This window comes from Pantoea sp. MQR6 (assembly GCF_022761075.1).
Taxonomy (GTDB): domain Bacteria; phylum Pseudomonadota; class Gammaproteobacteria; order Enterobacterales; family Enterobacteriaceae; genus Pantoea; species Pantoea phytostimulans.
Window position 1 is genome coordinate 338,918 of the sequence record NZ_JAKYXB010000003.1, and the last position, 22,196, is coordinate 361,113.

Consider the following 22,196-nt stretch of genomic DNA (forward strand, 5'->3'; position numbering starts at 1 on the left):
ATGAGTTCGCCATGAAATTACTGAAGTCTCTGTTATTCATCGCCCTGTGGCAGGCTACGCAGGCCAGCGCAGTGGATTTAAATGCCGATCCTAATCTGACCGGTGCCGCGCCTTTGCCCTCCTTTATTACCGGGCAGCAGAATGCGGTGCAAAGCAGCGATGGCTTTGACAATACACCACGCCCCACCGCGCCGATGGTGATGAGCCGTATGTTTGGTGCGCAACTTTTTAACGGCAACAGCGCCGATAACGGGGCCACCGTGGGTTTCAATCCGAGCTACACCATTAGCCTTGGCGACACCATTCAAGTTCGTTTGTGGGGGGCATTTACTTTTGATGGCGCGCTGACGGTTGATCCAAAAGGCAATATTTTCCTGCCAAACGTCGGGCCGTTGAAGGTGGCGGGCGTCAGTAACAGCCAGCTGAATAACATGGTGACAACGCGAGTCAAAGAAGTTTACCAGGCTAACGTTAACGTTTATGCCTCGCTGTTGCAGGCGCAGCCGGTAAAAGTGTATGTGACCGGTTTTGTGCGTAACCCCGGTTTGTATGGCGGTGTTACAACCGATTCGCTGCTCAACTATCTGATCAAAGCGGGCGGCGTCGATCCCGATCGCGGCAGCTACGTAGATATCGTGATAAAGCGCGGCAATCGCGTACGCTCATCCGTTGATCTGTATGACTTCCTGTTAAATGGCAAGCTCGGCCTTTCACAGTTTTCCGATGGCGACACCATCGTGGTCGGGCCGCGACAGCACACGTTCAGCGTGCAGGGCGATGTCTTTAACAGCTATGACTTTGAGTTCCGCAACAGCAGCATTCCGGTGACGGAAGCGCTGAGCTGGGCACGCCCCAAACCCGGCGCTACGCATATGACCATCATGCGTCAGCAGGGTGCAATGAAACGCAGCGAATATTATCCGATCAGCTCTGCACCGGGCCGCATGTTGCAAGATGGCGACACGTTGATTATCAGCTCCGACCGCTATGCAGGCACTATTCAGGTTCGTATTGAAGGCGCACATTCTGGTGAGCATGCGATCGTTCTGCCTTATGGTTCAACCATGCGTTCGGTGTTAACGCAGATTCGTTCTAACAGCATGACGCAGCTTAAAGCGATCCAGCTTTATCGACAGTCTGTTGCGCTGCGCCAGAAAGAGATGCTGGATTTGTCGCTGCAAAAATTGGAAGAGGCTTCGCTGTCGGCGCAATCCTCCACTAAAGAAGAGGCCAGCCTGCGTATGCAGGAAGCGCAGCTGATTAGCCGTTTTGTAGCGAAAGCCCGCTCTGTGGTGCCGAAAGGCGAAGTAATCCTTAACGAACAGAATCTCGATTCCGTGCTGCTGGAAGATGGCGACATCATCAATATTCCAGAGAAGAGCTCGTTGGTGATGGTGCATGGCGAGGTGCTGTTCCCGAATGCGGTGAGTTGGGAGAAAAACCTCAGCCCGGAAGATTACATCGCCAAGTGTGGTGGTCTGACGCAGAAATCGGGTAACGCCAAAGTCATTGTGATTCGCCAGAACGGCGCAGCCGAAAACGCCGACGACGTGGATTCTTTAAATCCAGGCGACGAGTTGATGGTGCTGCCGAAGTATGAGTCGAAGAACATCGAAGTGACGCGCGGTATCTCCACCATCCTCTACCAGCTGGCGGTGGGTGCAAAAGTCATTCTGTCGATTTAAGGACACAGCGACGTGATTGGTATTTTTTCTTCAGGTATCTGGCGTATACCGCATCTGGAAAACTTTCTGGCACAGCCGTGCCAGAAGATCTCAGCGCTGCGCCCGTTGCCGGAAGAGATTGATACTGTGGCGGTGTGGGGACATCGCCCCAGCGCCCGTAAACCGGTGGAGATCGCTCGCGCCGCAGGAAAACCGATTCTTCGCCTTGAAGATGGGTTTATCCGTTCACTGGATTTAGGCGTTAACGGTGCGCCGCCGCTTTCGATGGTGCTGGATGAAGAGGGCATTTATTACGATGCCAACCAACCCAGTACGCTGGAGCGTCTGATCAAGGACACGGCAGCAAATCAGGCGTTAGCGATTCAAGCCCAGGAAGCGATGCACACCATCGTCACTGAAGATCTGTCGAAATATAATCAGGCGCCTGCGTTTGTAGCCGGTGAAAGCCTGACGACAAATTTGGTGCTGGTGGTGGATCAAACCTTTGGCGATATGTCAGTGACCTTTGGTAATGCCGGCCCAGATGATTTTGCCGCCATGCTTAACGCCGCGATAGATGAGAATCCGTCTGCCTCCATTTGGGTGAAAGTGCATCCTGATGTGTTGGAAGGGAAAAAAGCGGGTTATTTCCACCAACTAACATCAACGCACCGCGTGCATCTGATGGCTGATAATGTCAGCCCGCAATCGCTGTTGCGCCACGTTTCCCGCGTCTACGTTATGACGTCGCAATACGGTTTCGAAGCCCTGATGGCGGGCAAGCCAGTGACCTGTTTTGGCCAGCCTTGGTACGCCGGTTGGGGATTAACTGACGATCGCCATCCTCAGGCTGAACAGCTTTCGCAGCGTCGCGGCTCCGCCACGCTGAATGCGCTGTTTGCCGCTGCCTATTTACGTTACAGCCGCTATATCGATCCCCAAACGGGCGCGCCGGCGACGCTGTTTGAGGTTTTGAACTGGATGCAGTTGCAGCGCCGCTATCAACAGCAGCGCAGCGGGCATCTTTGGGCGCCAGGCTTAACGTTGTGGAAATCCACTATCCTGAAACCTTTCTTGCGCACCAACGGCAACCGATTGAGTTTTTCTCGCCGTTGCCGAGAAGCCACGGCTTGTGTCGTATGGGGCGTGCGCGGTGAAAAGCGCTGGCAAGAAAAAGTCAGTTCACAGCAGTTACCGATGTGGCGTATGGAAGATGGTTTTATACGATCGTCAGGTTTGGGGTCCGATTTATTGCCACCGCTTTCGCTGGTATTGGATAAACGCGGCATCTATTACGATGCAACGCGTTCGAGCGATCTAGAGGTAATGCTGAATCACAGTCAGTTAACGCTGGCGCAGCAATTACGCGCCGAGAAACTCCAGAAGCGATTAGTTGAAAGTAAGATCAGCAAATATAACCTTGGCGCCGATTTCAGCTTACCGGCGGATTCACAAGGCAAACGTATATTACTGGTTCCAGGGCAGGTAGAAGATGATGCCTCGATTGAAACCGGCACGCGCACCATTAATACCAACCTGGCGTTGTTGCGTACCGTACGCGAGCGCAACCCGGATGCATTTATTATTTATAAGCCGCATCCCGATGTATTAGTGGGTAATCGCAAAGGCCATATTTCAATAGAACATGTACAGGCGCTGGCTAATTACCAGGCGCTGGATGCGGATGTTATTCAGTGCATTCAACTCGCTGATGAACTGCACACCATGACATCGCTTTCGGGTTTTGAAGCGTTGCTGCATGGTAAAAACGTGTTTTGTTATGGCTTACCGTTTTATGCAGGTTGGGGCCTGACGCAGGATGAACATCAGTGTGAGCGACGTAACCGCAAGCTTCATCTCACCGATTTGGTGTATCAGGCGCTGATTGCTTATCCGACGTATATCCATCCGCTGCGGCTTGAAGCCATTAGCGCAGAAGAAGCCGCAGAGTTACTGATCCACGCACCGCGTGGAAAGATGTTTATTAATAAGAAAAAAGCGGGACGCCTTGTGCGTTATTACCGCAAGTTGATGATGTTTTTTAAAGTCAAATTCGGCTAATTAAGTCGGGTCATTACAATAACAATCCTGAAGGTTGGTTATGCACAGTAACGCCTTGAATATGCTGTTGTCTGGGAAGAAGTATTTATTATTACAGGGACCGATGGGGCCTTTTTTTAATGATGTCGCTGAATGGCTGGAATCATTAGAACGTGAAGCTGTTAATGTAATATTTAACGGTGGCGATCGTTTTTACTGTCGCCAGCGTAAATATCTGCCTTATCTCAAAACGCCAAAAGAATTCCCCAGTTGGTTGCGCGAAACCCATAAAGAATATGATTTCGATACCATTCTCTGTTTTGGTGATTGTCGGCCTATGCATCAGGCGGCTAAGCGCTGGGCCCAAGCAAAAGGCGTGCGATTCCTGGCATTTGAAGAAGGCTATTTACGACCACATTTCATCACGGTGGAAGAGGGCGGTGTGAACGCCTTTTCATCGCTGCCACGCAATCCTGAGTTCTATCGTCGTTTACCCGAAACGCCACCGATGCAGGTGGAAAGTTTGAAACCTTCCTCAATGAAACGTATTGGCCACGCAACCTGGTATTACTTGGTGGGATGGCGTCATCGTCATGAGTTTCATCATTACCGTCATCACAAATCCTTTTCACCGTGGTATGAAGCGCAATGCTGGGTTCGCGCTTACTGGCGCAAAAAGTGGTATGGCTTCACGCAACGTAATGTTTTACAGCATCTGCAAAGCAGCCTCGATCAGCGTTATTACCTGGCGATTCTGCAAGTGTATAACGACAGCCAGATCCGTAATCACAGCCCGTATGATGATGTGCGTGATTACATCAATGATGTGATTTACTCCTTTTCACGCAAGGCGCCGAAAGACGCGTTCCTGGTGATCAAGCATCATCCGATGGATCGCGGTCATCGTTTGTATGGCCCGTTGATTAAGACGCTGGGTAAAAATTTAGGGGTGAGTCGCAGGGTGATTTACGTGCATGACCTGCCCATGCCTGAGTTGTTGACCCATGCAAAAGCGGTGGTGACGATTAATAGTACGGCGGGGATTTCAGCGCTGATTCATAACAAACCGCTGAAGGTGATGGGCAATGCCCTTTACGACATCAAAGGGTTGACGTATCAAGGGCATTTGCATCAATTCTGGCAGGCGGATTTTAAGCCGGATATGAAGCTGTTTAAAAAGTTTAGATCGTATTTGTTGGAGAATACGCAGGTAAATGCGGTTTATTACTCAATTTCGAAGTGTGGCGTAATCAAAAGGGGAATTAAAGATAATGTTGATACTCATTGCGTCAAGTCCCCCTCAGCATATTAAAGAATATGGTAATAAAAATATTTCTATTTTTGATTGCGTATTTCTTTAAGCAATTTAATACATTCATCGATGTTGTCAAAAGGAAGTGAGCTTATTTCCTTTATTTCCAAACCCCACCATTTCAAATTGAGAAGTTGCTCAATCTGAACCTGTGTAAATCTTTTTTTTATTTCCTTCGCTGGACTTCCTCCAACGATTGAATACGGAGGAATATCTTTAGTTACAACAGAGTTAGCTGCTATTACTGCTCCGTGTCCAATTTTAACCCCAGCTTTTATAACTGATTGGGCACCAACCCAAACATCGCTCCCAATTTCTGTTTTAGGATGTTCGCGCCATTGTACTCTTTTTATTTCATTTTTATAAAAGGGGTGATTGGGAAATTGAGCGCTATGATATTGGAAACTGTGAGTGGATAAATAGTTAATGGGATGATTTGCCACTCCTATTTCACAACCTCTTGCAATTGAACAATACCTTCCCATAGTAACATGCGGGTAAATTACACTCCCTATATTTAAAAATAAATAGCTCCCAATGATGCACTCACCATGAATTTGTGAGTTAGGTGCGCAATGGATAGGGTGTTCAATTATTGCTGTTGGAACCAAGTGCGAACTTTTAGCAAATACTGAAAATTCAATCATATTTTTCTCACGCAGAAGCTTTTCTATTTTTAGAGTTATTTAAAGCATCTTTAAAAAACAATCTTGGTCTTTTTACTAGTTTTATAAGTTTCTTATTCAACCTTTTTTTGGCTGCTGGTAGGGGGAGTGGGGTAATTGTTGTTTTTTTGAGTTCAATAATATTTGGTGTGGTTGGGTTTTTTTCTTTTTTGATTAATGTAGTAGATGTTGTGGTATTAACTGAAACTATTGGTTTTATTTTTTCTCTCAATAAAATTCCGGATCGATAAAAATCATAATATGAGCTATTTATTTTATAAGGATTTGTGCGGCGTTCTAAGGTAAATGTTTTAGTTTCTCCATTATCTAAAGGAAGTCTTAATGTTATGAAGTCAGTATATAATGCGACATTTGTGCGTTTTTTAGATTTAGTATCTACATTTTCAATGTAAGTTGTAGTGCCAAAAGAATAAAATTTATTAATAAGGAAATGGATGAACCTTTCTACCTTTACATTACTGGGAGGCGTTAACTTATATATATAATCAATGAAAGATAATGGTGAGTCTATTTTTACTGACATGTGAGGATGTGAATAGTATGCATTTCCAACGTTAAAAGTAGGTTTTCCTGCCATCAATGAGTAAAGACCCACCCCAGAATTAATTAACATTACCGCGTCTGATGCTAAGACTGCGTCGCAAAAATGATCTTTATTTGATAGTAAAATTATGTTGCTAGGGAACTGTTTACTGTTAAAAATATCGTTTGGCTCAAGTGGATGGTTTTTAATGATGATTTTCCAGTCTTTTAATTCTTCACTTTTAGCTAGAGATATTAATTCTGAAAAGAAGTTTTCAACACTACCTATACGATCAGAAAAGTGTTTTATGACTGAATCGTTAGGTCTTTGTAACGGAACGAAAAGGATTTTGTTGTCTCTTATATTATATTTATTCTTGAGGTTATGTGCACCTATGCGGTTGCCGTTTTTCTCCAAAGCATTTTCAGAGCAAAGTGTTTTGAGAATGTATTCTTTTACTTTTGTGTGCTCACCAGTCGTTATTTCATGATCCCAGTTTTCATCAGAATAAGACTTACTCGAACTATTAAAACCATGAGGGTCAAAGAACCATGTGTCTGGTAATCCTCCTCGATCATAATTTATTGTTTTTATATCGTTTTCGATACAATATCTATATAAACTTAAACGATGCTCATTTGCATATGCGTTGAAAAATAGCACCCTTTTTATATTATTTTTTTTGATGTAATTAAAAAAATCTCCGTTAGACATAATTTCATCATCTTTAATGTAAAAGCATGATGATAAAAAAGGAATTGCTGTTCGAATCGTATTTGATGTTTTACCATTAAAAGGTGATAAAATTAAGGTATTACCTTCAAAGTATTTGCTGTTTCCACTCAGGGGTGCCGGTAGATAATTTTCATTGTCAAATTTCCTAATGAGTTTTTCGAAAATCTCTCTATTTATTCTGTTACGTGAAGAGTAGTTTTTATTTATGTTTTCTGGGTGCCAAAGATGTACAAAAAACAATTTGTCGTTCATTGCTTCTCTGCCAAATAAACTGAAGAATGTTCGATATCCTGAGTAATGAGGTGAGTCGTATTTAAAATCGTGGTTATAATAATCCCTTGAGCGAACAAACTTATTTGATCTATTTGCCAAGCGGTTAAGTAATTCAAAGTCTTCATAGCCATGCCCATGGAATTCTGTATTATTTCCACCGTTTTCAAGGTAGTAATTTCTACGAATAATTATCATGGATGTTACTGGAGCATACATTTTTATGGCTGAGTTTTTTTCTTTGTAGAGATTGTAAGCGATTTTATGGCTTTCTTCCCATGAAGGTTCTTTAATGTAATCCTCAGAAAGCTCTTCATTTAAATATAAGCAGGGGATGCATTCAACTTCATTATAAAATTTAGTGCTAGCTATTCTTTCAATCAAGCTATTATATGTAGATTTTGGAGCGTATAAATCAATATCTTGGAAGGTAATGTAATCTGTAGTAGATTTTGATACGCCGAAATTTCTACATTCTCCAGCAGAAAATGGATTTCCGTTACGTTTCATATTGTAATAAGAAATGTTGTTTTTATTACATAAAAATTCTAACTCTTCGCTTACGTTATCAATGCTTCCAAAATCAACTACTATTCTTTTTATTTTATCGCTAGTGTATGAATTGTTTATAAAAAATAAAGACCTATTATAAATATAGTCATTTTTTGATTGGCAAAAGATTGGTGTGATTATCGTTAGCATGATATTCCTTTATTGATATCAAGGTTTTCAATTAGATTTTTTCGTCTTCTTTATATTTTTCAATTGCAATATCTATATTTTCAATAAACTCAACATGATTGTTTTTTCCAATGAATATTGCATTATCACAAAACTCTTTCAACGAGTTCAAACTGTGTGAAACCATCAAAAAGCTCGCTTCTGCATGCCGCTCTTTAAACAAGTCAGCACACTTCTGCTTAAACCGCGCATCACCTACCGCAGTAACCTCATCTACCAAATAATAATCAAACTTAAACGCCATGCTTAGGCCAAAGCCGAGGCGTGATTTCATACCGGAGGAATAGGTTTTGATTGGCATATCGAAGTACTTACCCAATTCGGCAAAATCTTCGACGAACGCGACTTTATCTTTTAACTCATCTTTTTTGGCATAAAGACGCGCCACGAATTTCACGTTCTCGCGTCCGGTCAGGCTGCCTTGAAAACCGCCAGAGAGTCCAACCGGCCAGGAAATAGTTTTATCAGTAATGATGTTTCCGCTGTCCGGGCGGTCAATGCCGCCAATCATTCGCAGTAAAGTTGATTTCCCTGCGCCGTTGCGGCCCACCAAGGCCACGCTCTTGCCGCTAGGTAGCTCAATGTTGAGATCTTTAAAAACGTAATGGCGTCCCGCTGGCGTGCGGTAAGACTTAGTGAGGTTTTCAATTTTAATCATGAGGTTAACATCGCCTCTTCACGGGTGCGATACAACGCCAGGCCGACAAACAGCGTGGCGAGTGTGCAAAACGCCAGATACTGCAAACTGACACCTTCACTGATATAGCCGGGCATCACCGCTTCACGGCTGAGTTCAACGGCGTGAACGATGGGGTTCCATAACAGATAGGGCCAATAATCTTTTGGAATGGTATGCAGCGAAAACATGATGCAAGAGATGAAGTAGAGCGGCTTCAAGAGAATCGGCAAAAACTTCTGGGTCTCAGGAAGGGATTTGCCTATCACCATAAATATCAGACCCACACCGCAAGAAAACAGCACCAGCAAACTCCAGGAGCAGACCAGTTGCAGTAGATTGGTAATGGCGAAATATTCGCCAGATATCCAGACCACTATCATCAGCACGATATAGACGGCGACATATATCAACGTCTCCAATATTGCGCGGGCAATAATAGTATCGATGGGTTTAACCGGACGATAATTGAACAATCCTTGGTTCGCTTCAATCGCACCCACTGAACGATTACTGATATTACTAAAAATGAAGTATGGGATGATGCCGTTGAGCAGGAATACCGGAAATGAAATATCTGGCATGGTGCGATGCATAATGAAACCGAATATCGCTAACAGAACCAGTAAATGTGCTGAAGGTTCGAGGATTGCCCAGAAATAGCCGAGACGGAACTTGCCGAATCGGGTTTTAATTTCACGTAAAAACAAGGCCTTAATGGCTGCCTGTTGAACTTCCAAACCACTTCTGGCCATTATTTTTTTAACTCTGTCGAAGGTGGGATTTGTACACGCTACCGCCCTTGGCTTTACAGCAACCAATGCGCTAGAGACAAAAAAGAATGTTATGCAGGTGAGTTTTCGATCTTCAGACAAAGGAAGAACGCTGTATTTAGCAGCAAAATAAAGCAGAAACAGATTTATCAATCTGATGATTACGCAGGGAAATGCAGCTTATTTAAGTCAAATAACTCGTTACTTAGCGTTATTAATTACTTCCGCCGCAGTCTTCTATTTAATAATGTCTGTAAGAAAGGTCTTATTATTAAGTGCGGTAAGTTACAGGCCGACTAAGATAATTCCTAACCGTTTTCGTCTATTAATACTTCATTAATAATTTGTAACGCCTATCAGAAAGGGAATTTTACATCTATCTTTTTAACTGATTGATAAGTAAAAGATTGGTGCTTGAAGACGTAATGGGGGACGGGTTTCCTACAGGGATTAATGATGAGTGGCGTTTACATTTGCCAGCTCTTCTCAAGCTTCACGCATAGTGTAATTTTTAAATTATCGTCACGGTTATGCCGTTGCAGCACATCACGTTCTCCGCGATAATCACGAGATTAAATACCTATCCCTTCCTCGTCGGGTTTAACGACGCGGAGGGGATTTTTTTCATCTATACCTTAAGCTGCATGCGGGCTTGGCCCGACTCACGGATATATAGAGGACGATTTATGTATAACACCCTGGGCAATCAGTACGATAACTCCCTGGTCTCTAACGCCTTCGGTTTCATGCGTTTCCCGATCAACTTTCAACCCTACGAAAGCGATGCTGAATGGGTCATCACTGGCGTTCCTTTTGATGCCGCAACGTCGGGCCGTCCGGGAAGCCGTCTTGGACCGGGCGCGATTCGTCAGATCTCAACCAACCTGGCGTGGGAAGGCTGCCGCTGGCCGTGGGATTTCGATCTGCGTCAGCGTTTAAATGTCGTGGATTGCGGCGATCTGGTTTACGCATTTGGTGATTCACAGGATCTCTCAGACAAGCTGCAGGCACACGCCGAAAAACTGCTGGCAAACGGCAAGCGCATGATGACTTTTGGTGGCGACCATTACGTCACGCTGCCGCTGCTGCGTGCCCATGCGAAGCATTTCGGCAAGATGGCATTGGTGCATTTTGATGCACACACCGATACCTATTCCAACGGCCCAACTTTTGATCACGGCACAATGTTTTTCACCGCGCCGAAAGAAGGTTTGATCGATCCGCAGCACTCGGTGCAAATCGGCATTCGTACCGAATTTGATAAGAGCCTGGGCTTTAACGTGTTGGATGCGGCGCAGGTTAACGATCGCAGCGTGGACGACATCCTGGCGGAAGTGAAACGCACTGTTGGCGATCTGCCGGTTTATCTCACCTTTGATATCGACTGTCTGGATCCGGCGCATGCGCCTGGCACCGGCACGCCGGTAATTGGTGGATTAACCACTGATAAAGCGACCAAGCTGATTCGCGGCCTGCAAGGTATGAATATCGTCGGGATGGATTTGGTTGAAGTCGCGCCGGGTTACGATCACGCTGATTTGACTGCGCTGGCTGCGGCTACCCTGGCGCTGGATATGCTGCATGTTCAAGCAGCGAACAAAGGCTGATTTGGCGTAAAGTCCCTTGCCGGCGGTGTTGACCCCGGCAAGGGTTGATAGGGTTATTAATAAGCCTCTATCAGATATTCATATATCCGGTAACAATGGCTGGCAGCTTTAAGAGAGGAATTTAGTTTTATTCAGCCAATAATGCGTTGTGAGAATAATGACATTAATCTAAGAATAGAAAGGGTGAATTAAGCGTATTTTCTAATTTGCGTAATGATTTGCGTGGTAGATATATTTTCCGTTCTCGGCAGGTAAACCACTTCGCATATAGTTTTATAGTTGTCGAATTTCCCTTCCCAATCATTGCCCATGACAAGGGTATGCGCCGCGTACTTCTTAATGTATTCCGCTTTAAGCTCGAGAGATTCTTCTATAAACACCTCATCCACACAACCTATCGATGCGATGATCGCTTTTCTTTCCTGTTCTGGATAAACCGGATAACGATTTTTCTTCGCGAAATTTAAAGCATCCGATGAAATGCCAACAATTAGCCTGTCACCCTGCGATTTAGCACGTTGTAATATATTGATATGCCCAATATGTAATACATCGAAAGTACCAAAAGTGATGACCGTTTTCATTTGCGTTCCGAGTGTGGGCTACTGCAGTTACTTCATCGACTCAATTTAAGCGAAACTTAAATAACTGCTCGGGGATGGATGTCAGCAGCGTGACAGGTGATCAGCAACTAGACTTACTGACGGAAGATTAATCTCTGGAGGCAGTTATGAGTTTTCTTGACGAATTGGTTGGATCGCTGGGGAACGGACAAGGGCAGGGCAACAAGCTTGGGCAGTTGCAGGCGATCTGGAATTGGGTACAGGAGCAGGGCGGTATAGAAGTGCTGCTGCATAAATTTCAGCAAGGTGGTTTGGGTGAAGTGCTGGGTTCATGGATCGGTACTGGGAATAATCAGCCAGTGGGTGGGAACGATATCCAGTCTGCGTTTGGACAGGGTGAATTGCAGTCGCTGGCAGATAAGCTGGGCACTGATGTGCAAGGTGCATCCGGCACGTTAGCCGCGCTGCTGCCGCAGTTGATCGATAAGATGTCGCCGCAAGGGCAGATGGATGAACAGACATTGCATGATAAGCAACTGGATTTAGGAACGATGGTTGATCAACTGTTTAAACGTTAGTCAAAAGCGGGCTTTAATGAAATTGTGCTGGCTTTCCCCCACCTCGCTCCTCTCCCATAAATGGAGGAGGAAGACGCTGCTTTATGTAAGCGTTTAAGCTGTTTTTGGCAGCGTCTCCTTTCGAAACGGCATTGTGCTGGCTTTCCCCCACCTCGGTCCTCCCCCATAAATGGAAGAGGAAAACGCTGCTTTATGTAAGCGTTTAAGCTGTTTTTGGCAGCATCTCCTTTCGAAACGGCATTGTGCTGACTTTTCCCCGCTTCGGTCCTCCCCCATAAATGGAGGAGGAAGACGCTGCTTTATGTAAGCATTGAAGCTGTTTTTGGCAGCGTCTCCTTGCTCCGCTTGGCAGGGGAAGGCCGGGATAGAGGACAGCAGGCACTATTTCAAACAGAAACTACTTACTGTCTGCCGCGATACGATCGCGAATATGCTCCGCACGCTCTTCAGAGGCAGGATGCGAATCAAACATTGTGCTTTGGCGTCCTTCCTCTAGCTTCGCTAATTTCTCAAAACTGGTGACCAATCCATTTGGATTGATGTTGCGTTTCTTCATCAAGTCATAGGAGTAATCATCAGCCTGCGATTCTTGCGTCTGCGAGAATTGCGCGTTAACCAGTTTCTCACCCAACTCGCCTAACTGAGATTGCGAAAGCGAACCGATTACGCCACCCACCGACGCGGCTGCAGTGCGCGCAGCGGTAGTGCCGTAAGCAACCTGCATCGCTTTGCGCGTATGGCCCAAGGCAACGTGACCCATTTCGTGGCCGAGTACACCTTCTACTTCATTATCGGTCATCATATCCATCAAGCCGCTGTAAACACGGATACAGCCGTTGGCCATTGCCCATGCGTTAACGTCTTTGGTTTGATAAACCTTGTAATTGGCAGGAACGCCATTGATGTTGTCACCGAGTGCGGCGGCAATCTTATTTAAACGCTGCTGATATTCACTGTTGGCGGGCGCAATCTGGTTCTCTTTATCCATCTGTTCACAAGATTGATTGCTCAGCTGTTTCACCTGATCATCGCTCAGCGTGTAAGCCTGATACGCCTGCGCACCAGATTGCAGTAGCGCATTATTGTCAAACCCGGCGCAGCTACTCAGCAGCACTGCAATTCCAAGAGCTACAGCCGTTTTTTGGATTTTCATTCCATCGTCCTTTTGGTAACAAGGTAAGAAAAACAAACACCTGAAACATAGGCAGGTATTTAAAGGTGTTTTTTATAACGCGGTGTCTCACGCTTTGCTAGCAGACTACGCTGAGAAAGCCAGACGAAGCGGAGACATTTAGCCATTTGCAGCATGTACTTTTGCCCTTAGTTTCATGTACATTGATGTGCAACTTTTTCCTTGCTTCGCTTGATAACTGATTAATTACAATAAGTTAAGACGCTAAGCATTAATCCGACCTGGAGTAGAAAATGCCCTCTCGTAAAGAGCTCGCCAACGCCATTCGCGCATTAAGTATGGATGCAGTACAGAAAGCTAAATCGGGACATCCGGGTGCCCCAATGGGCATGGCGGATATCGCCGAAGTACTGTGGCGTGGCTACCTGAATCACAACCCAACTAACCCACTGTGGGCCGATCGCGACCGTTTTGTCCTCTCTAACGGTCATGGCTCCATGCTGATTTACAGCTTGCTGCACCTTTCCGGCTATGATCTGCCGATGAGCGAGCTGGAAAACTTCCGTCAGCTGCATTCTAAAACTCCAGGTCACCCGGAATACGGCTACACCGTTGGCGTTGAAACCACCACCGGTCCGCTGGGCCAGGGCATCGCTAACGCAGTAGGCTTCGCCATTGCCGAGCGTACGCTGGCAGCGCAGTTCAACCGTCCAGGCCATGACATCGTAGATCACAATACCTACGTATTCATGGGCGATGGTTGCATGATGGAAGGCATCTCACACGAAGTCTGCTCGCTGGCGGGTACGCTGAAGTTAGGCAAGCTGGTTGCCTTCTATGATGACAACGGCATTTCTATCGATGGTCACATTGATGGCTGGTTCACCGACGACACCGCTAAGCGCTTCGAAGCGTATGGCTGGCATGTGGTGCGCGGCGTTGATGGTCATAACGCAGATGCAATTGCTCAAGCCATCGAAGAAGCGAAAGCGGTTAGCGACAAGCCTTCACTGCTGATGTGCAAAACCGTGATCGGTTTCGGTTCTCCAAACAAAGCCGGTACGCACGATTCACACGGCGCACCGCTGGGCGACGACGAAATCGCACTGACCCGCAAACAGCTGGGCTGGGAACATGCGCCGTTCGTTATTCCTTCAGAAATCTATGCTGAATGGGATGCGAAAGAAGTTGGCCAGGCGAAAGAAGCAACCTGGAACGAGAAGTTTGCGGCCTATGCTAAAGAAAACCCAGAGCTGGCGGCTGAATTCAAGCGTCGCGTAAGCAACGAACTGCCTGCTAACTGGCAGGAAGAGTCGCAGAAATTTGTTGAGCAGCTGCAGGCTAATCCAGCCAAAATCGCCAGCCGCAAAGCGTCACAGAATGCTATCGAAGCTTTCGGTAAGATTCTGCCAGAATATTTAGGCGGTTCCGCTGACCTGGCGCCAAGTAACCTGACTATTTGGTCTGGATCCAAGCCAATCAATGAAGATGCAGCCGGTAACTACATTCACTACGGCGTGCGCGAATTTGGTATGACCGCAATTGCTAACGGTCTGGCGCTGCACGGTGGTTTCCTGCCTTACACCGCAACCTTCCTGATGTTCGTTGAATATGCGCGTAACGCGGCGCGTATGGCGGCACTAATGAAGATCCGTCAGATCATGGTTTATACCCATGACTCTATCGGTCTGGGCGAAGATGGCCCAACGCACCAGCCGGTTGAGCAAATGGCGAGCCTGCGTACCACGCCAAACATGAGCTTGTGGCGTCCATGTGACCAGGTTGAATCTGCAGTGGCATGGAAATATGCCATTGAGCGTAAAGACGGCCCAAGCGCGCTGATCTTCTCGCGTCAGAACCTTGCACAGCAGGAACGTACCGCTGAGCAGCTGGCAAACGTAGCGCGTGGTGGTTACGTGCTCAAGGATTCTGCAGGCACGCCTGAGTTGATCCTGATCGCCACCGGTTCAGAAGTTGAGCTGGCCGTAGCTGCTTACGACAAGCTGACCAGCGAAGGTCGTAAAGTGCGCGTCGTGTCTATGCCATCTACCGATGCATTCGACAAGCAGAGCGATGAATACCGTGAGTCTGTGCTGCCAAAAGCCGTCAGCGCACGCGTAGCAATCGAAGCGGGCATTGCAGATTACTGGTTTAAATACACCGGTCTGAACGGCGCAATCATCGGTATGACCAGCTTCGGCGAATCCGCTCCGGCTGACCAGCTGTTTGAACTGTTTGGTTTTACCGTCGACAACGTCGTGGCAAAAGCCAAAGCGCTGTTAGCGTAACGGGATACTAAAGCAGCGCAGCCGCGCTGTTTAGCCTGTTTATAAGGGACGAGCACATTCGTCCCTTTTTTGACGCTTTATTCCTACAGTAATAATCGTTTTTTATGCATATTTGTGACGCAGATCCAAATATAAGCAGCGTAATTGATCACAATCATTCCTGTTATTCCTTCCTTCCCTTATCCTCGCTGAACCGTTTCAGTTATTGCTCCAGATAATCCAGTTTCGGACGATGCCGGGTAATAATCTCCTGTACAAAACGCAGGATAACGCTCAGGCTAACGGCACGTTTTTTCAGTCAGATTTGGCAGGAGAAAGATGACCGTCCGGGTAGCTATAAATGGTTTTGGCCGTATTGGACGCAACGTATTGCGCGCCCTGTATGAAACAGGGCGACGTGCTGAAATCACCGTGGTGGCGATCAACGAGCTGGCAGAAGCTGTCGGCATGGCGCATTTGCTAAAGTACGACACCAGCCACGGTCGTTTCGCGTTTGATGTGCGTCAGGAGCGCGATCTGTTGTGGGTGGGTGATGACACCATTCGCATCTTGCATCAGGCTGAACTGAAAGGGTTGCCGTGGCGCGAGCTGAACGTGGATGTGGTGCTGGATTGTACCGGCGTTTACGGATCGCGTGCGGATGGTGAAGCACATCTGCAAGCGGGTGCGAAAAAAGTCTTGTTCTCCCATCCGGGTGGCAACGACCTCGACGCAACAGTGGTGTTCGGTGTTAACGAACAGGCTCTTAAACAATCTGACCGCATCGTGTCCAATGCATCCTGTACCACGAACTGCATTATCCCAGTGATCAAGCTGCTGGACGACGCCTTTGGCATCGAATCTGGCACAGTAACGACAATTCACTCGGCGATGCACGATCAACAGGTGATTGATGCTTATCACAGCGACCTGCGCCGCACGCGTGCAGCAAGTCAGTCAATCATTCCGGTGGATACGCGTTTAGCGGCTGGCATTACCCGTATTTTTCCGAAATTTAACGACCGCTTTGAAGCGATAGCGGTGCGTGTGCCGACCATCAACGTGACAGCCATTGATCTCAGTGTTTCTGTGCGTCAGGGCGTAAAGGCGTGTGAAGTTAACGCTTTGTTGCAAAGCGCGGCAGAGGGTGCATTTCGTGGTATAGTTGACTATACAGAATTACCGTTAGTCTCAGTCGATTTTAACCATGATCCGCACAGTGCCATTGTGGACGGTACGCAAACGCGGGTCAGCGGTCAGCACCTGATCAAGACCTTGGTTTGGTGTGACAACGAATGGGGCTTTGCTAACCGAATGCTCGACACGACGTTAGCAATGGCCGCAAGCGGTTTCAGGTAAGACGCGGTCTGCGTCTGGCAAAACTTACGAGAATCAACGAGAGGATTCACCATGTCTGTAATTAAGATGACCGATCTGGATCTTGCTGGCAAACGCGTTCTGATCCGTGCCGATCTCAACGTACCAGTGAAAGAAGGGAAAGTGACGTCTGATGCACGTATCCGTGCTTCTCTGCCTACCATCGAAGCGGCGTTGAAACAGGGCGCGAAAGTGATGGTTACCTCTCACCTGGGTCGTCCGACCGAAGGTGAATACAACGAAGAGTTCTCTCTGCTGCCGGTCGTTAACTATCTGAAAGATAAGCTGAGCGGCACCAACGTTACCCTGGCTAAAGAATATCTTGAAGGCGTTGAAGTCGGCGCAGGTGAGCTGGTGGTTCTGGAAAACGTTCGCTTTAACAAAGGCGAAAAGAAAGATGACGAAGCACTGTCTAAAAAATACGCTGCACTGTGCGACGTATTCGTGATGGACGCTTTCGGTACTGCGCACCGTGCACAAGCTTCAACCCACGGCGTAGGTAAATTCGCGCCTATCGCATGTGCAGGCCCGCTGCTTTCTGCCGAGCTGGAAGCCTTGGGTAAAGTGATGAACAACCCGCAGCGTCCGCTGGTCGCAGTCGTGGGTGGGTCAAAAGTATCGACCAAATTCGACGTGTTGCAGTCACTGGTTAAAATCGCTGACAAGGTTATCGTCGGCGGCGGTATCGCTAACACCTTCGTCGCAATCGACAACAACGTCGGTAAATCGCTGTACGAGCCAGACTTTGTAGCCGCAGCAAAAGAGCTGCGCGATCAGTACGGTATTCCGGTTCCAACTGATTCTCGCGTTGGCACAGAATTCTCTGAAACTGCCCCGTCTACCGTGAAAAAGGTTTCCGAAGTGGCGGATAACGAAGAGATTATGGACTTCGGCGACGAAACTGCACAGGCGATGGCTGCCATTCTGAAAGATGCGAAAACCATCCTGTGGAACGGCCCGGTGGGTGTGTTCGAATTCCCGAACTTCCGTAAAGGCACCGAAATCGTTGCCAACGCCATTGCAGACAGCGAAGCTTTCTCTGTTGCAGGCGGCGGCGATACCTTAGCGGCAATCGACCTGTTCGGCATTGAAGACAAAATTTCCTACATCTCAACCGGCGGCGGCGCGTTCCTGGAATTCGTCGAAGGCAAAAAATTGCCAGCGGTTGCCATGTTGGAAGAGCGTGCGAAGCAGTAATCCTTTGGGGGCGATGCCAGATGGCGTCGCCTGAAGACTTGCCCGATTGGGCGTTTAAATCGTACCCCATTTAAGGGGAAGCACGATCACGAAACAGGACACAATCATGTCTAAAATTTTTGATTTCGTTAAACCCGGCGTAGTCACTGGTGACGACGTACAGAAGATCTTCAAAGTGGCGAAAGAGAATAAATTCGCCCTGCCAGCGGTAAACTGCGTCGGCACCGATTCTATCAACGCGGTTCTGGAAGCGGCAGCGAAAGCGAAAGCGCCCGTTATCGTTCAGTTCTCTAACGGCGGTGCTGCATTTATCGCCGGTAAAGGTTTCAAAACCGACAAGCCACAGGGCGCGGCAATTTTCGGCGCTATCGCCGGTGCCTATCATGTTCACCTGATGGCTGAGCAGTATGGCGTGCCTGTTATTCTGCATACCGACCACTGTGCGAAGAAACTGCTGCCGTGGATCGACGGCCTGCTGGACGCTGGCGAAGAGCACTTCAAGAAAACCGGTAAACCGCTGTTCTCTTCACACATGATCGACCTGTCTGAAGAATCACTGGAAGAAAACATCGAAATTTGCAGCAAATATCTTGAGCGTATGGCCAAACTGGATATGACGCTGGAGATCGAACTGGGCTGCACCGGCGGTGAAGAAGATGGCGTCGACAACAGCCATATGGACGCATCTGCACTCTACACCCAGCCAGAAGACGTTAACTACGCTTACGAAAAACTGAATGCCATCAGCCCACGTTTCACTATCGCTGCGTCATTCGGTAACGTTCACGGCGTTTATAAGCCAGGTAACGTGAAGCTGACGCCAACCATCCTGCGTGATTCTCAGGAATTCGTGACCAAGAAACATGGCCTGGCGCATAACGCACTGGACTTCGTTTTCCACGGTGGTTCAGGTTCATCTGCTGCAGAAATCGAAGAGTCTATCGGCTACGGCGTGATCAAGATGAACATCGATACCGACACCCAATGGGCAACCTGGGACGGCATCCTGCAGTACTACAAAAAGAACGAAGGCTATCTGCAAGCGCAGCTGGGTAATCCAGAAGGTGCTGACAAGCCGAACAAGAAATACTACGACCCACGCGTATGGCTGCGCTCTGCTCAGGCATCCATGGTGGTGCGTCTTGAGCAAGCATTCAAAGAGCTCAACGCAGTTGACGTACTGTAATTAATTCTACGTTACAGTACAAAAAAGGCCCGAAAGGGCCTTTTTTTATGCCCGTTATTCTGGAAATTTCACTTAATTCCTCTGCTGTTTGGCGCTTCGCTGGATAATTGATTACCCTTGATCACGGGTGTCGGATTACATCTGGCAGTTTTTGTGCTTTCCCGACGGGAATTAACAACAGGGCTTACTAATGGAAGACTTAAACGTCGTCAATGGTATCAACACTGCGGGTAGCTGGCTGGTACGTAACCAGGCGCTGCTTCTGAGCTATGCAGTCAATATTGTGGCGGCAATTGCCATTATTATCGTCGGGATGATCATCGCCCGCATTATATCTAATGGGGTGAATCGCCTGCTGCTGGCACGTCACATTGATGCAACCGTAGCGGACTTTCTTTCTGCGCTGGTGCGCTATGGCGTAATCGCTTTTACCGTGATTGCTGCGCTGGGGCGCGTTGGGGTGCAAACCGCCTCCGTCATTGCCGTACTGGGTGCTGCCGGTTTAGCCGTAGGTTTGGCATTGCAGGGGTCGCTTTCGAATCTCGCGGCTGGCGTGCTGCTGGTGACCTTCCGTCCGTTCCGTACTGGCGAGTTTGTCGATCTCGGCGGCGTAATGGGTACCGTACTGAATGTGCAGATCTTCTCTACTACGCTGAGAAGTGCTGATGGCAAGATGGTTGTGGTGCCAAACGGCAAAATTATCAGTGGCAACATTGTTAACTTTTCACGTGAACCGGTTCGTCGGAATGAGTTCATCATTGGCGTAGCGTACGACGCGGATGTGGATGAAGTGATCGCGCTATTAAAGGAAGTGGTTGAAGCTGACGATCGCGTCTTGAAAGACAAGGGCATCCAGATTGGCTTGAATGAGCTTGCTGCATCATCACTTAACTTTGTGGTGCGCTGCTGGAGCAACAGCGGTGATCTGCAGGATGTTTACTGGGACCTGCTGAAGAACTTTAAACGCGCACTGGATGCAAAAGGTATCGGTATTCCGTACCCGCAGATGGATGTGCATTTCCATCACACCAAGCAAGCTGACGCAGCAGAATCGGCTGAACCCGTCAAAGCGGAACAACCCGTGCAAACGAAAATTTAATGACACAATGGGCGGTGCGATGCCGCCCATTAATTTATCTAATCAAACATTAAATTTTTCAATTTCCACTAATCATCTCGCGTCACTATAATCCTTTGCATCGCACCGATGTAAGGATATCTCCCTGTGTTATCTGTATTTTTTCAAGGGCTTGCGCTTGGCGCAGCACTTATTCTGCCGCTTGGCCCCCAAAATGCTTTCGTCATGAATCAGGGTGTTAAGCGTCAATATCACTTTATGACAGCAGCCCTTTGCACGTTGAGCGATATCGCGCTCATTTGTGCCGGGATTTTCGGCGGAAACGCATTACTGAGCCAATCGCCACTGCTGCTCATGATGATTACCTGGGCTGGCGTCGCGTTTTTGCTATGGTATGGCTGGGGAGCGTTACGTACGGCCTTTAGCGGCGATGTGACGTTGTCAGAGGAGACAGCCATCAAGCAGAGCCGCTGGCGCATCATTGCCACCGTGCTGGCGGTTACATGGCTTAATCCGCATGTTTATCTGGACACCTTTGTGGTATTGGGCAGTTTAGGCAGCCAGTTTGCATCAGAATCAGCACGACAATGGTTCGCGTTCGGCACCATTAGCGCCTCTATTTTGTGGTTCTTTGGATTGGCGTTGTTAGCGGCCTGGCTTTCTCCGCTGCTGCGCACCGCACGCGCTCAGCGCATTATCAACCTGCTGGTGGGCACGATCATGTGGTTCATCGCCTTTCAATTGGCAAGTCAGAGCATTACGAGCCTCTAATTGAACTGCTGTTTCTCAAGCGCAGGCAAATCGCCTGCGCTTGCTACGTTTTAAAAATTAAAGCCCGCAAAAAGCCAGCCTTCAGCTAATAAGGACATTGTCCGAAACATGACGTCACTGAATTAGCGTTATGTGCACACGTCACTGCGATAGTTCTGACGTTTAAGCGGCGTTGAGCAGAACTTTTGCCATAATCACCACTCAAAGCATGGCGCATCGCTATGCGTTTTGGGCTTCGCCACGTTGGAAGCTATTGAATTGACATCTTCAAGGAGGACTTTCATGAAACTGAAAGCATTGGCTTTGGCCGCAATGATGAGCGCTGGATTACCTTTAAGCGCACAAGCTGATGAATTACCTAATGGACCGCATGTCGTCACTTCAGGCAAGGCAACGGTTGATGCCCGCCCGGATATTGCGACCTTATCAATTGTGGTGAACGTGTCGTCAAAAGACGCCGCTGATGCCAAAAAACAAGCAGATGGGCGCGTTCAGCAATATTTTGATTTTCTGCAGAAAAACAGCATTGAGAAAAAAGATATTGATGCCGCAAATCTGAGCACACAGCCAGAATACGACTATACCAAAGAGGGTAAATCGGTTCTGAAAGGCTATCGTGCTGTGCGTGAAGTGCAGGTGACGTTACGTCATCTCGATAAGCTTAATGATTTGCTGGATGGGGCACTGAAGTCGGGTCTGAATGAGATTCGCAGTGTTGAGTTGGGCGTAGCCAATCCAAACGACTATAAACAGCAAGCGCGTAAAGCCGCGATTAAAAATGCAACTCAGCAAGCCTCAGAACTTGCAGAAGGATTTAATGCCAAGCTGGGCTCGATTTACAGCATTCGTTATCAGGTTTCAAATTATCAACCGATGCCAATGGCCCGCATGTACAAAGCGGCGGCGGCACCTGCGGATACCTCTGCACAGGAAACCTATGATCAGCAAAGTATCAACTTTGATGATCAGGTTGATGTGGTGTTTGAAATCAAACCCAATACGCCATAAAGCAAAACGGGG

At 47.5% G+C, this 22,196-nt stretch carries 18 protein-coding genes; 12 read left to right on the forward strand and 6 right to left on the reverse strand.

Features of this window, described 5'->3' with window-relative positions; all coding sequences use genetic code 11:
• Positions 1 to 11: 11 nt before the first annotated feature.
• Genes MUG06_RS14410 through MUG06_RS14420 form a run of 3 tightly spaced genes read left to right on the forward strand, consistent with a single transcriptional unit; the run spans position 12 to position 5,016 of the window.
• The gene (locus MUG06_RS14410) at positions 12 to 1,685 is read left to right on the forward strand and encodes a polysaccharide biosynthesis/export family protein (protein ID WP_243079011.1); all 1,674 of its coding nucleotides are present in this window, start codon (positions 12 to 14) and stop codon (positions 1,683 to 1,685) included.
• Between the two features lie 12 nt (positions 1,686 to 1,697).
• The gene (locus MUG06_RS14415) at positions 1,698 to 3,725 is read left to right on the forward strand and encodes a capsular polysaccharide biosynthesis protein (RefSeq protein ID WP_243079012.1); all 2,028 of its coding nucleotides are present in this window, start codon (positions 1,698 to 1,700) and stop codon (positions 3,723 to 3,725) included.
• A gap of 40 nt (positions 3,726 to 3,765) precedes the next feature.
• Entirely contained in the window at positions 3,766 to 5,016 is a 1,251-nt protein-coding gene (locus MUG06_RS14420; protein WP_243079013.1) for a capsular biosynthesis protein, read from the forward strand.
• Positions 5,017 to 5,039: 23 nt separating this feature from the next.
• Here the strand turns inward: MUG06_RS14420 and MUG06_RS14425 are convergent, their stop codons facing one another.
• Genes MUG06_RS14425 through MUG06_RS14440 form a run of 4 tightly spaced genes read right to left on the reverse strand, consistent with a single transcriptional unit; the run spans position 5,040 to position 9,402 of the window.
• On the reverse strand, positions 5,040 to 5,663 hold the full coding sequence (locus MUG06_RS14425) for a CatB-related O-acetyltransferase (protein WP_243079014.1): 624 nt from the start codon (positions 5,661 to 5,663) through the stop codon (positions 5,040 to 5,042).
• 7 nt (positions 5,664 to 5,670) lie between these two features.
• Positions 5,671 to 7,932 carry a glycosyltransferase gene (locus MUG06_RS14430; RefSeq protein WP_243079015.1) on the reverse strand — a complete coding sequence of 754 codons (2,262 nt, stop codon included), beginning with the start codon at positions 7,930 to 7,932 and terminating at the stop codon, positions 5,671 to 5,673.
• 31 nt (positions 7,933 to 7,963) lie between these two features.
• On the reverse strand, positions 7,964 to 8,629 hold the full coding sequence (locus MUG06_RS14435; RefSeq protein WP_243079016.1) for an ABC transporter ATP-binding protein: 666 nt from the start codon (positions 8,627 to 8,629) through the stop codon (positions 7,964 to 7,966).
• Complete coding sequence (locus tag MUG06_RS14440; protein ID WP_243079017.1) at positions 8,626 to 9,402, reverse strand: ABC transporter permease; 777 nt, start codon at positions 9,400 to 9,402, stop codon at positions 8,626 to 8,628. Before MUG06_RS14440 ends, MUG06_RS14435 begins: the two co-directional genes overlap by 4 nt.
• A gap of 704 nt (positions 9,403 to 10,106) precedes the next feature.
• Here MUG06_RS14440 and speB point away from each other — a divergent pair.
• Entirely contained in the window at positions 10,107 to 11,027 is a 921-nt protein-coding gene (speB, locus tag MUG06_RS14445; protein ID WP_243079018.1) for an agmatinase, read from the forward strand.
• A gap of 188 nt (positions 11,028 to 11,215) precedes the next feature.
• Here speB and MUG06_RS14450 read toward each other — a convergent pair whose 3' ends face one another.
• On the reverse strand, positions 11,216 to 11,611 hold the full coding sequence (locus MUG06_RS14450) for a pantoate--beta-alanine ligase (protein ID WP_243079019.1): 396 nt from the start codon (positions 11,609 to 11,611) through the stop codon (positions 11,216 to 11,218).
• Positions 11,612 to 11,757: 146 nt separating this feature from the next.
• Here MUG06_RS14450 and MUG06_RS14455 point away from each other — a divergent pair, with 146 nt between their 5' ends.
• Positions 11,758 to 12,168 (forward strand): YidB family protein, encoded by a 411-nt coding sequence (locus tag MUG06_RS14455; RefSeq protein ID WP_215845665.1) that lies wholly within the window; start codon positions 11,758 to 11,760, stop codon positions 12,166 to 12,168.
• Between the two features lie 397 nt (positions 12,169 to 12,565).
• On the opposite strand, the gene MUG06_RS14460 is transcribed toward MUG06_RS14455, so the two are convergent.
• Positions 12,566 to 13,321 carry a M48 family metallopeptidase gene (locus MUG06_RS14460; RefSeq protein WP_243079020.1) on the reverse strand — a complete coding sequence of 252 codons (756 nt, stop codon included), beginning with the start codon at positions 13,319 to 13,321 and terminating at the stop codon, positions 12,566 to 12,568.
• A 272-nt stretch (positions 13,322 to 13,593) separates the two neighbouring features.
• Here MUG06_RS14460 and tkt point away from each other — a divergent pair, with 272 nt between their 5' ends.
• The 7 genes from tkt to MUG06_RS14495 all read left to right on the forward strand — a co-directional run bounded on the left by tkt (position 13,594) and on the right by MUG06_RS14495 (position 22,184).
• Entirely contained in the window at positions 13,594 to 15,588 is a 1,995-nt protein-coding gene (gene tkt, locus MUG06_RS14465; RefSeq protein WP_215845667.1) for a transketolase, read from the forward strand.
• A 318-nt stretch (positions 15,589 to 15,906) separates the two neighbouring features.
• Entirely contained in the window at positions 15,907 to 16,926 is a 1,020-nt protein-coding gene (gene epd, locus MUG06_RS14470) for an erythrose-4-phosphate dehydrogenase (RefSeq protein ID WP_215845668.1), read from the forward strand.
• Between the two features lie 51 nt (positions 16,927 to 16,977).
• Entirely contained in the window at positions 16,978 to 18,141 is a 1,164-nt protein-coding gene (gene pgk, locus MUG06_RS14475; RefSeq protein ID WP_215845669.1) for a phosphoglycerate kinase, read from the forward strand.
• A gap of 106 nt (positions 18,142 to 18,247) precedes the next feature.
• The gene (gene fbaA / locus MUG06_RS14480; RefSeq protein ID WP_243079021.1) at positions 18,248 to 19,327 is read left to right on the forward strand and encodes a class II fructose-bisphosphate aldolase; all 1,080 of its coding nucleotides are present in this window, start codon (positions 18,248 to 18,250) and stop codon (positions 19,325 to 19,327) included.
• A gap of 190 nt (positions 19,328 to 19,517) precedes the next feature.
• Positions 19,518 to 20,426: a small-conductance mechanosensitive channel MscS gene (gene mscS / locus MUG06_RS14485; RefSeq protein WP_215845671.1), complete on the forward strand. Its 909-nt coding sequence runs from the start codon at positions 19,518 to 19,520 to the stop codon at positions 20,424 to 20,426.
• Positions 20,427 to 20,552: 126 nt separating this feature from the next.
• Entirely contained in the window at positions 20,553 to 21,176 is a 624-nt protein-coding gene (argO, locus tag MUG06_RS14490) for an arginine exporter ArgO (protein WP_243079022.1), read from the forward strand.
• Positions 21,177 to 21,458: 282 nt separating this feature from the next.
• A complete protein-coding gene (locus MUG06_RS14495) occupies positions 21,459 to 22,184 on the forward strand; it encodes an oxidative stress defense protein (protein ID WP_215845673.1) in 726 nt (241 codons plus the stop codon).
• Positions 22,185 to 22,196: the final 12 nt, after the last annotated feature.

Excerpts from the sequence above, each read along its gene's own strand:
- MUG06_RS14410 (WP_243079011.1), top strand. The coding sequence starts at position 12 with ATGAAATTACTGAAGTCTCTGTTATTCATCGCCCTGTGGCAGGCTACG.
- MUG06_RS14420 (WP_243079013.1), top strand. The coding sequence starts at position 3,766 with ATGCACAGTAACGCCTTGAATATGCTGTTGTCTGGGAAGAAGTATTTA.
- MUG06_RS14425 (WP_243079014.1), bottom strand. The coding sequence starts at position 5,663 with ATGATTGAATTTTCAGTATTTGCTAAAAGTTCGCACTTGGTTCCAACA.
- MUG06_RS14430 (WP_243079015.1), bottom strand. The coding sequence starts at position 7,932 with ATGCTAACGATAATCACACCAATCTTTTGCCAATCAAAAAATGACTAT.
- MUG06_RS14435 (WP_243079016.1), bottom strand. The coding sequence starts at position 8,629 with ATGATTAAAATTGAAAACCTCACTAAGTCTTACCGCACGCCAGCGGGA.
- MUG06_RS14440 (WP_243079017.1), bottom strand. The coding sequence starts at position 9,402 with ATGGCCAGAAGTGGTTTGGAAGTTCAACAGGCAGCCATTAAGGCCTTG.
- speB (WP_243079018.1), top strand. The coding sequence starts at position 10,107 with ATGTATAACACCCTGGGCAATCAGTACGATAACTCCCTGGTCTCTAAC.
- MUG06_RS14450 (WP_243079019.1), bottom strand. The coding sequence starts at position 11,611 with ATGAAAACGGTCATCACTTTTGGTACTTTCGATGTATTACATATTGGG.
- MUG06_RS14455 (WP_215845665.1), top strand. The coding sequence starts at position 11,758 with ATGAGTTTTCTTGACGAATTGGTTGGATCGCTGGGGAACGGACAAGGG.
- MUG06_RS14460 (WP_243079020.1), bottom strand. The coding sequence starts at position 13,321 with ATGAAAATCCAAAAAACGGCTGTAGCTCTTGGAATTGCAGTGCTGCTG.
- tkt (WP_215845667.1), top strand. The coding sequence starts at position 13,594 with ATGCCCTCTCGTAAAGAGCTCGCCAACGCCATTCGCGCATTAAGTATG.
- epd (WP_215845668.1), top strand. The coding sequence starts at position 15,907 with ATGACCGTCCGGGTAGCTATAAATGGTTTTGGCCGTATTGGACGCAAC.
- pgk (WP_215845669.1), top strand. The coding sequence starts at position 16,978 with ATGTCTGTAATTAAGATGACCGATCTGGATCTTGCTGGCAAACGCGTT.
- fbaA (WP_243079021.1), top strand. The coding sequence starts at position 18,248 with ATGTCTAAAATTTTTGATTTCGTTAAACCCGGCGTAGTCACTGGTGAC.
- mscS (WP_215845671.1), top strand. The coding sequence starts at position 19,518 with ATGGAAGACTTAAACGTCGTCAATGGTATCAACACTGCGGGTAGCTGG.
- MUG06_RS14495 (WP_215845673.1), top strand. The coding sequence starts at position 21,459 with ATGAAACTGAAAGCATTGGCTTTGGCCGCAATGATGAGCGCTGGATTA.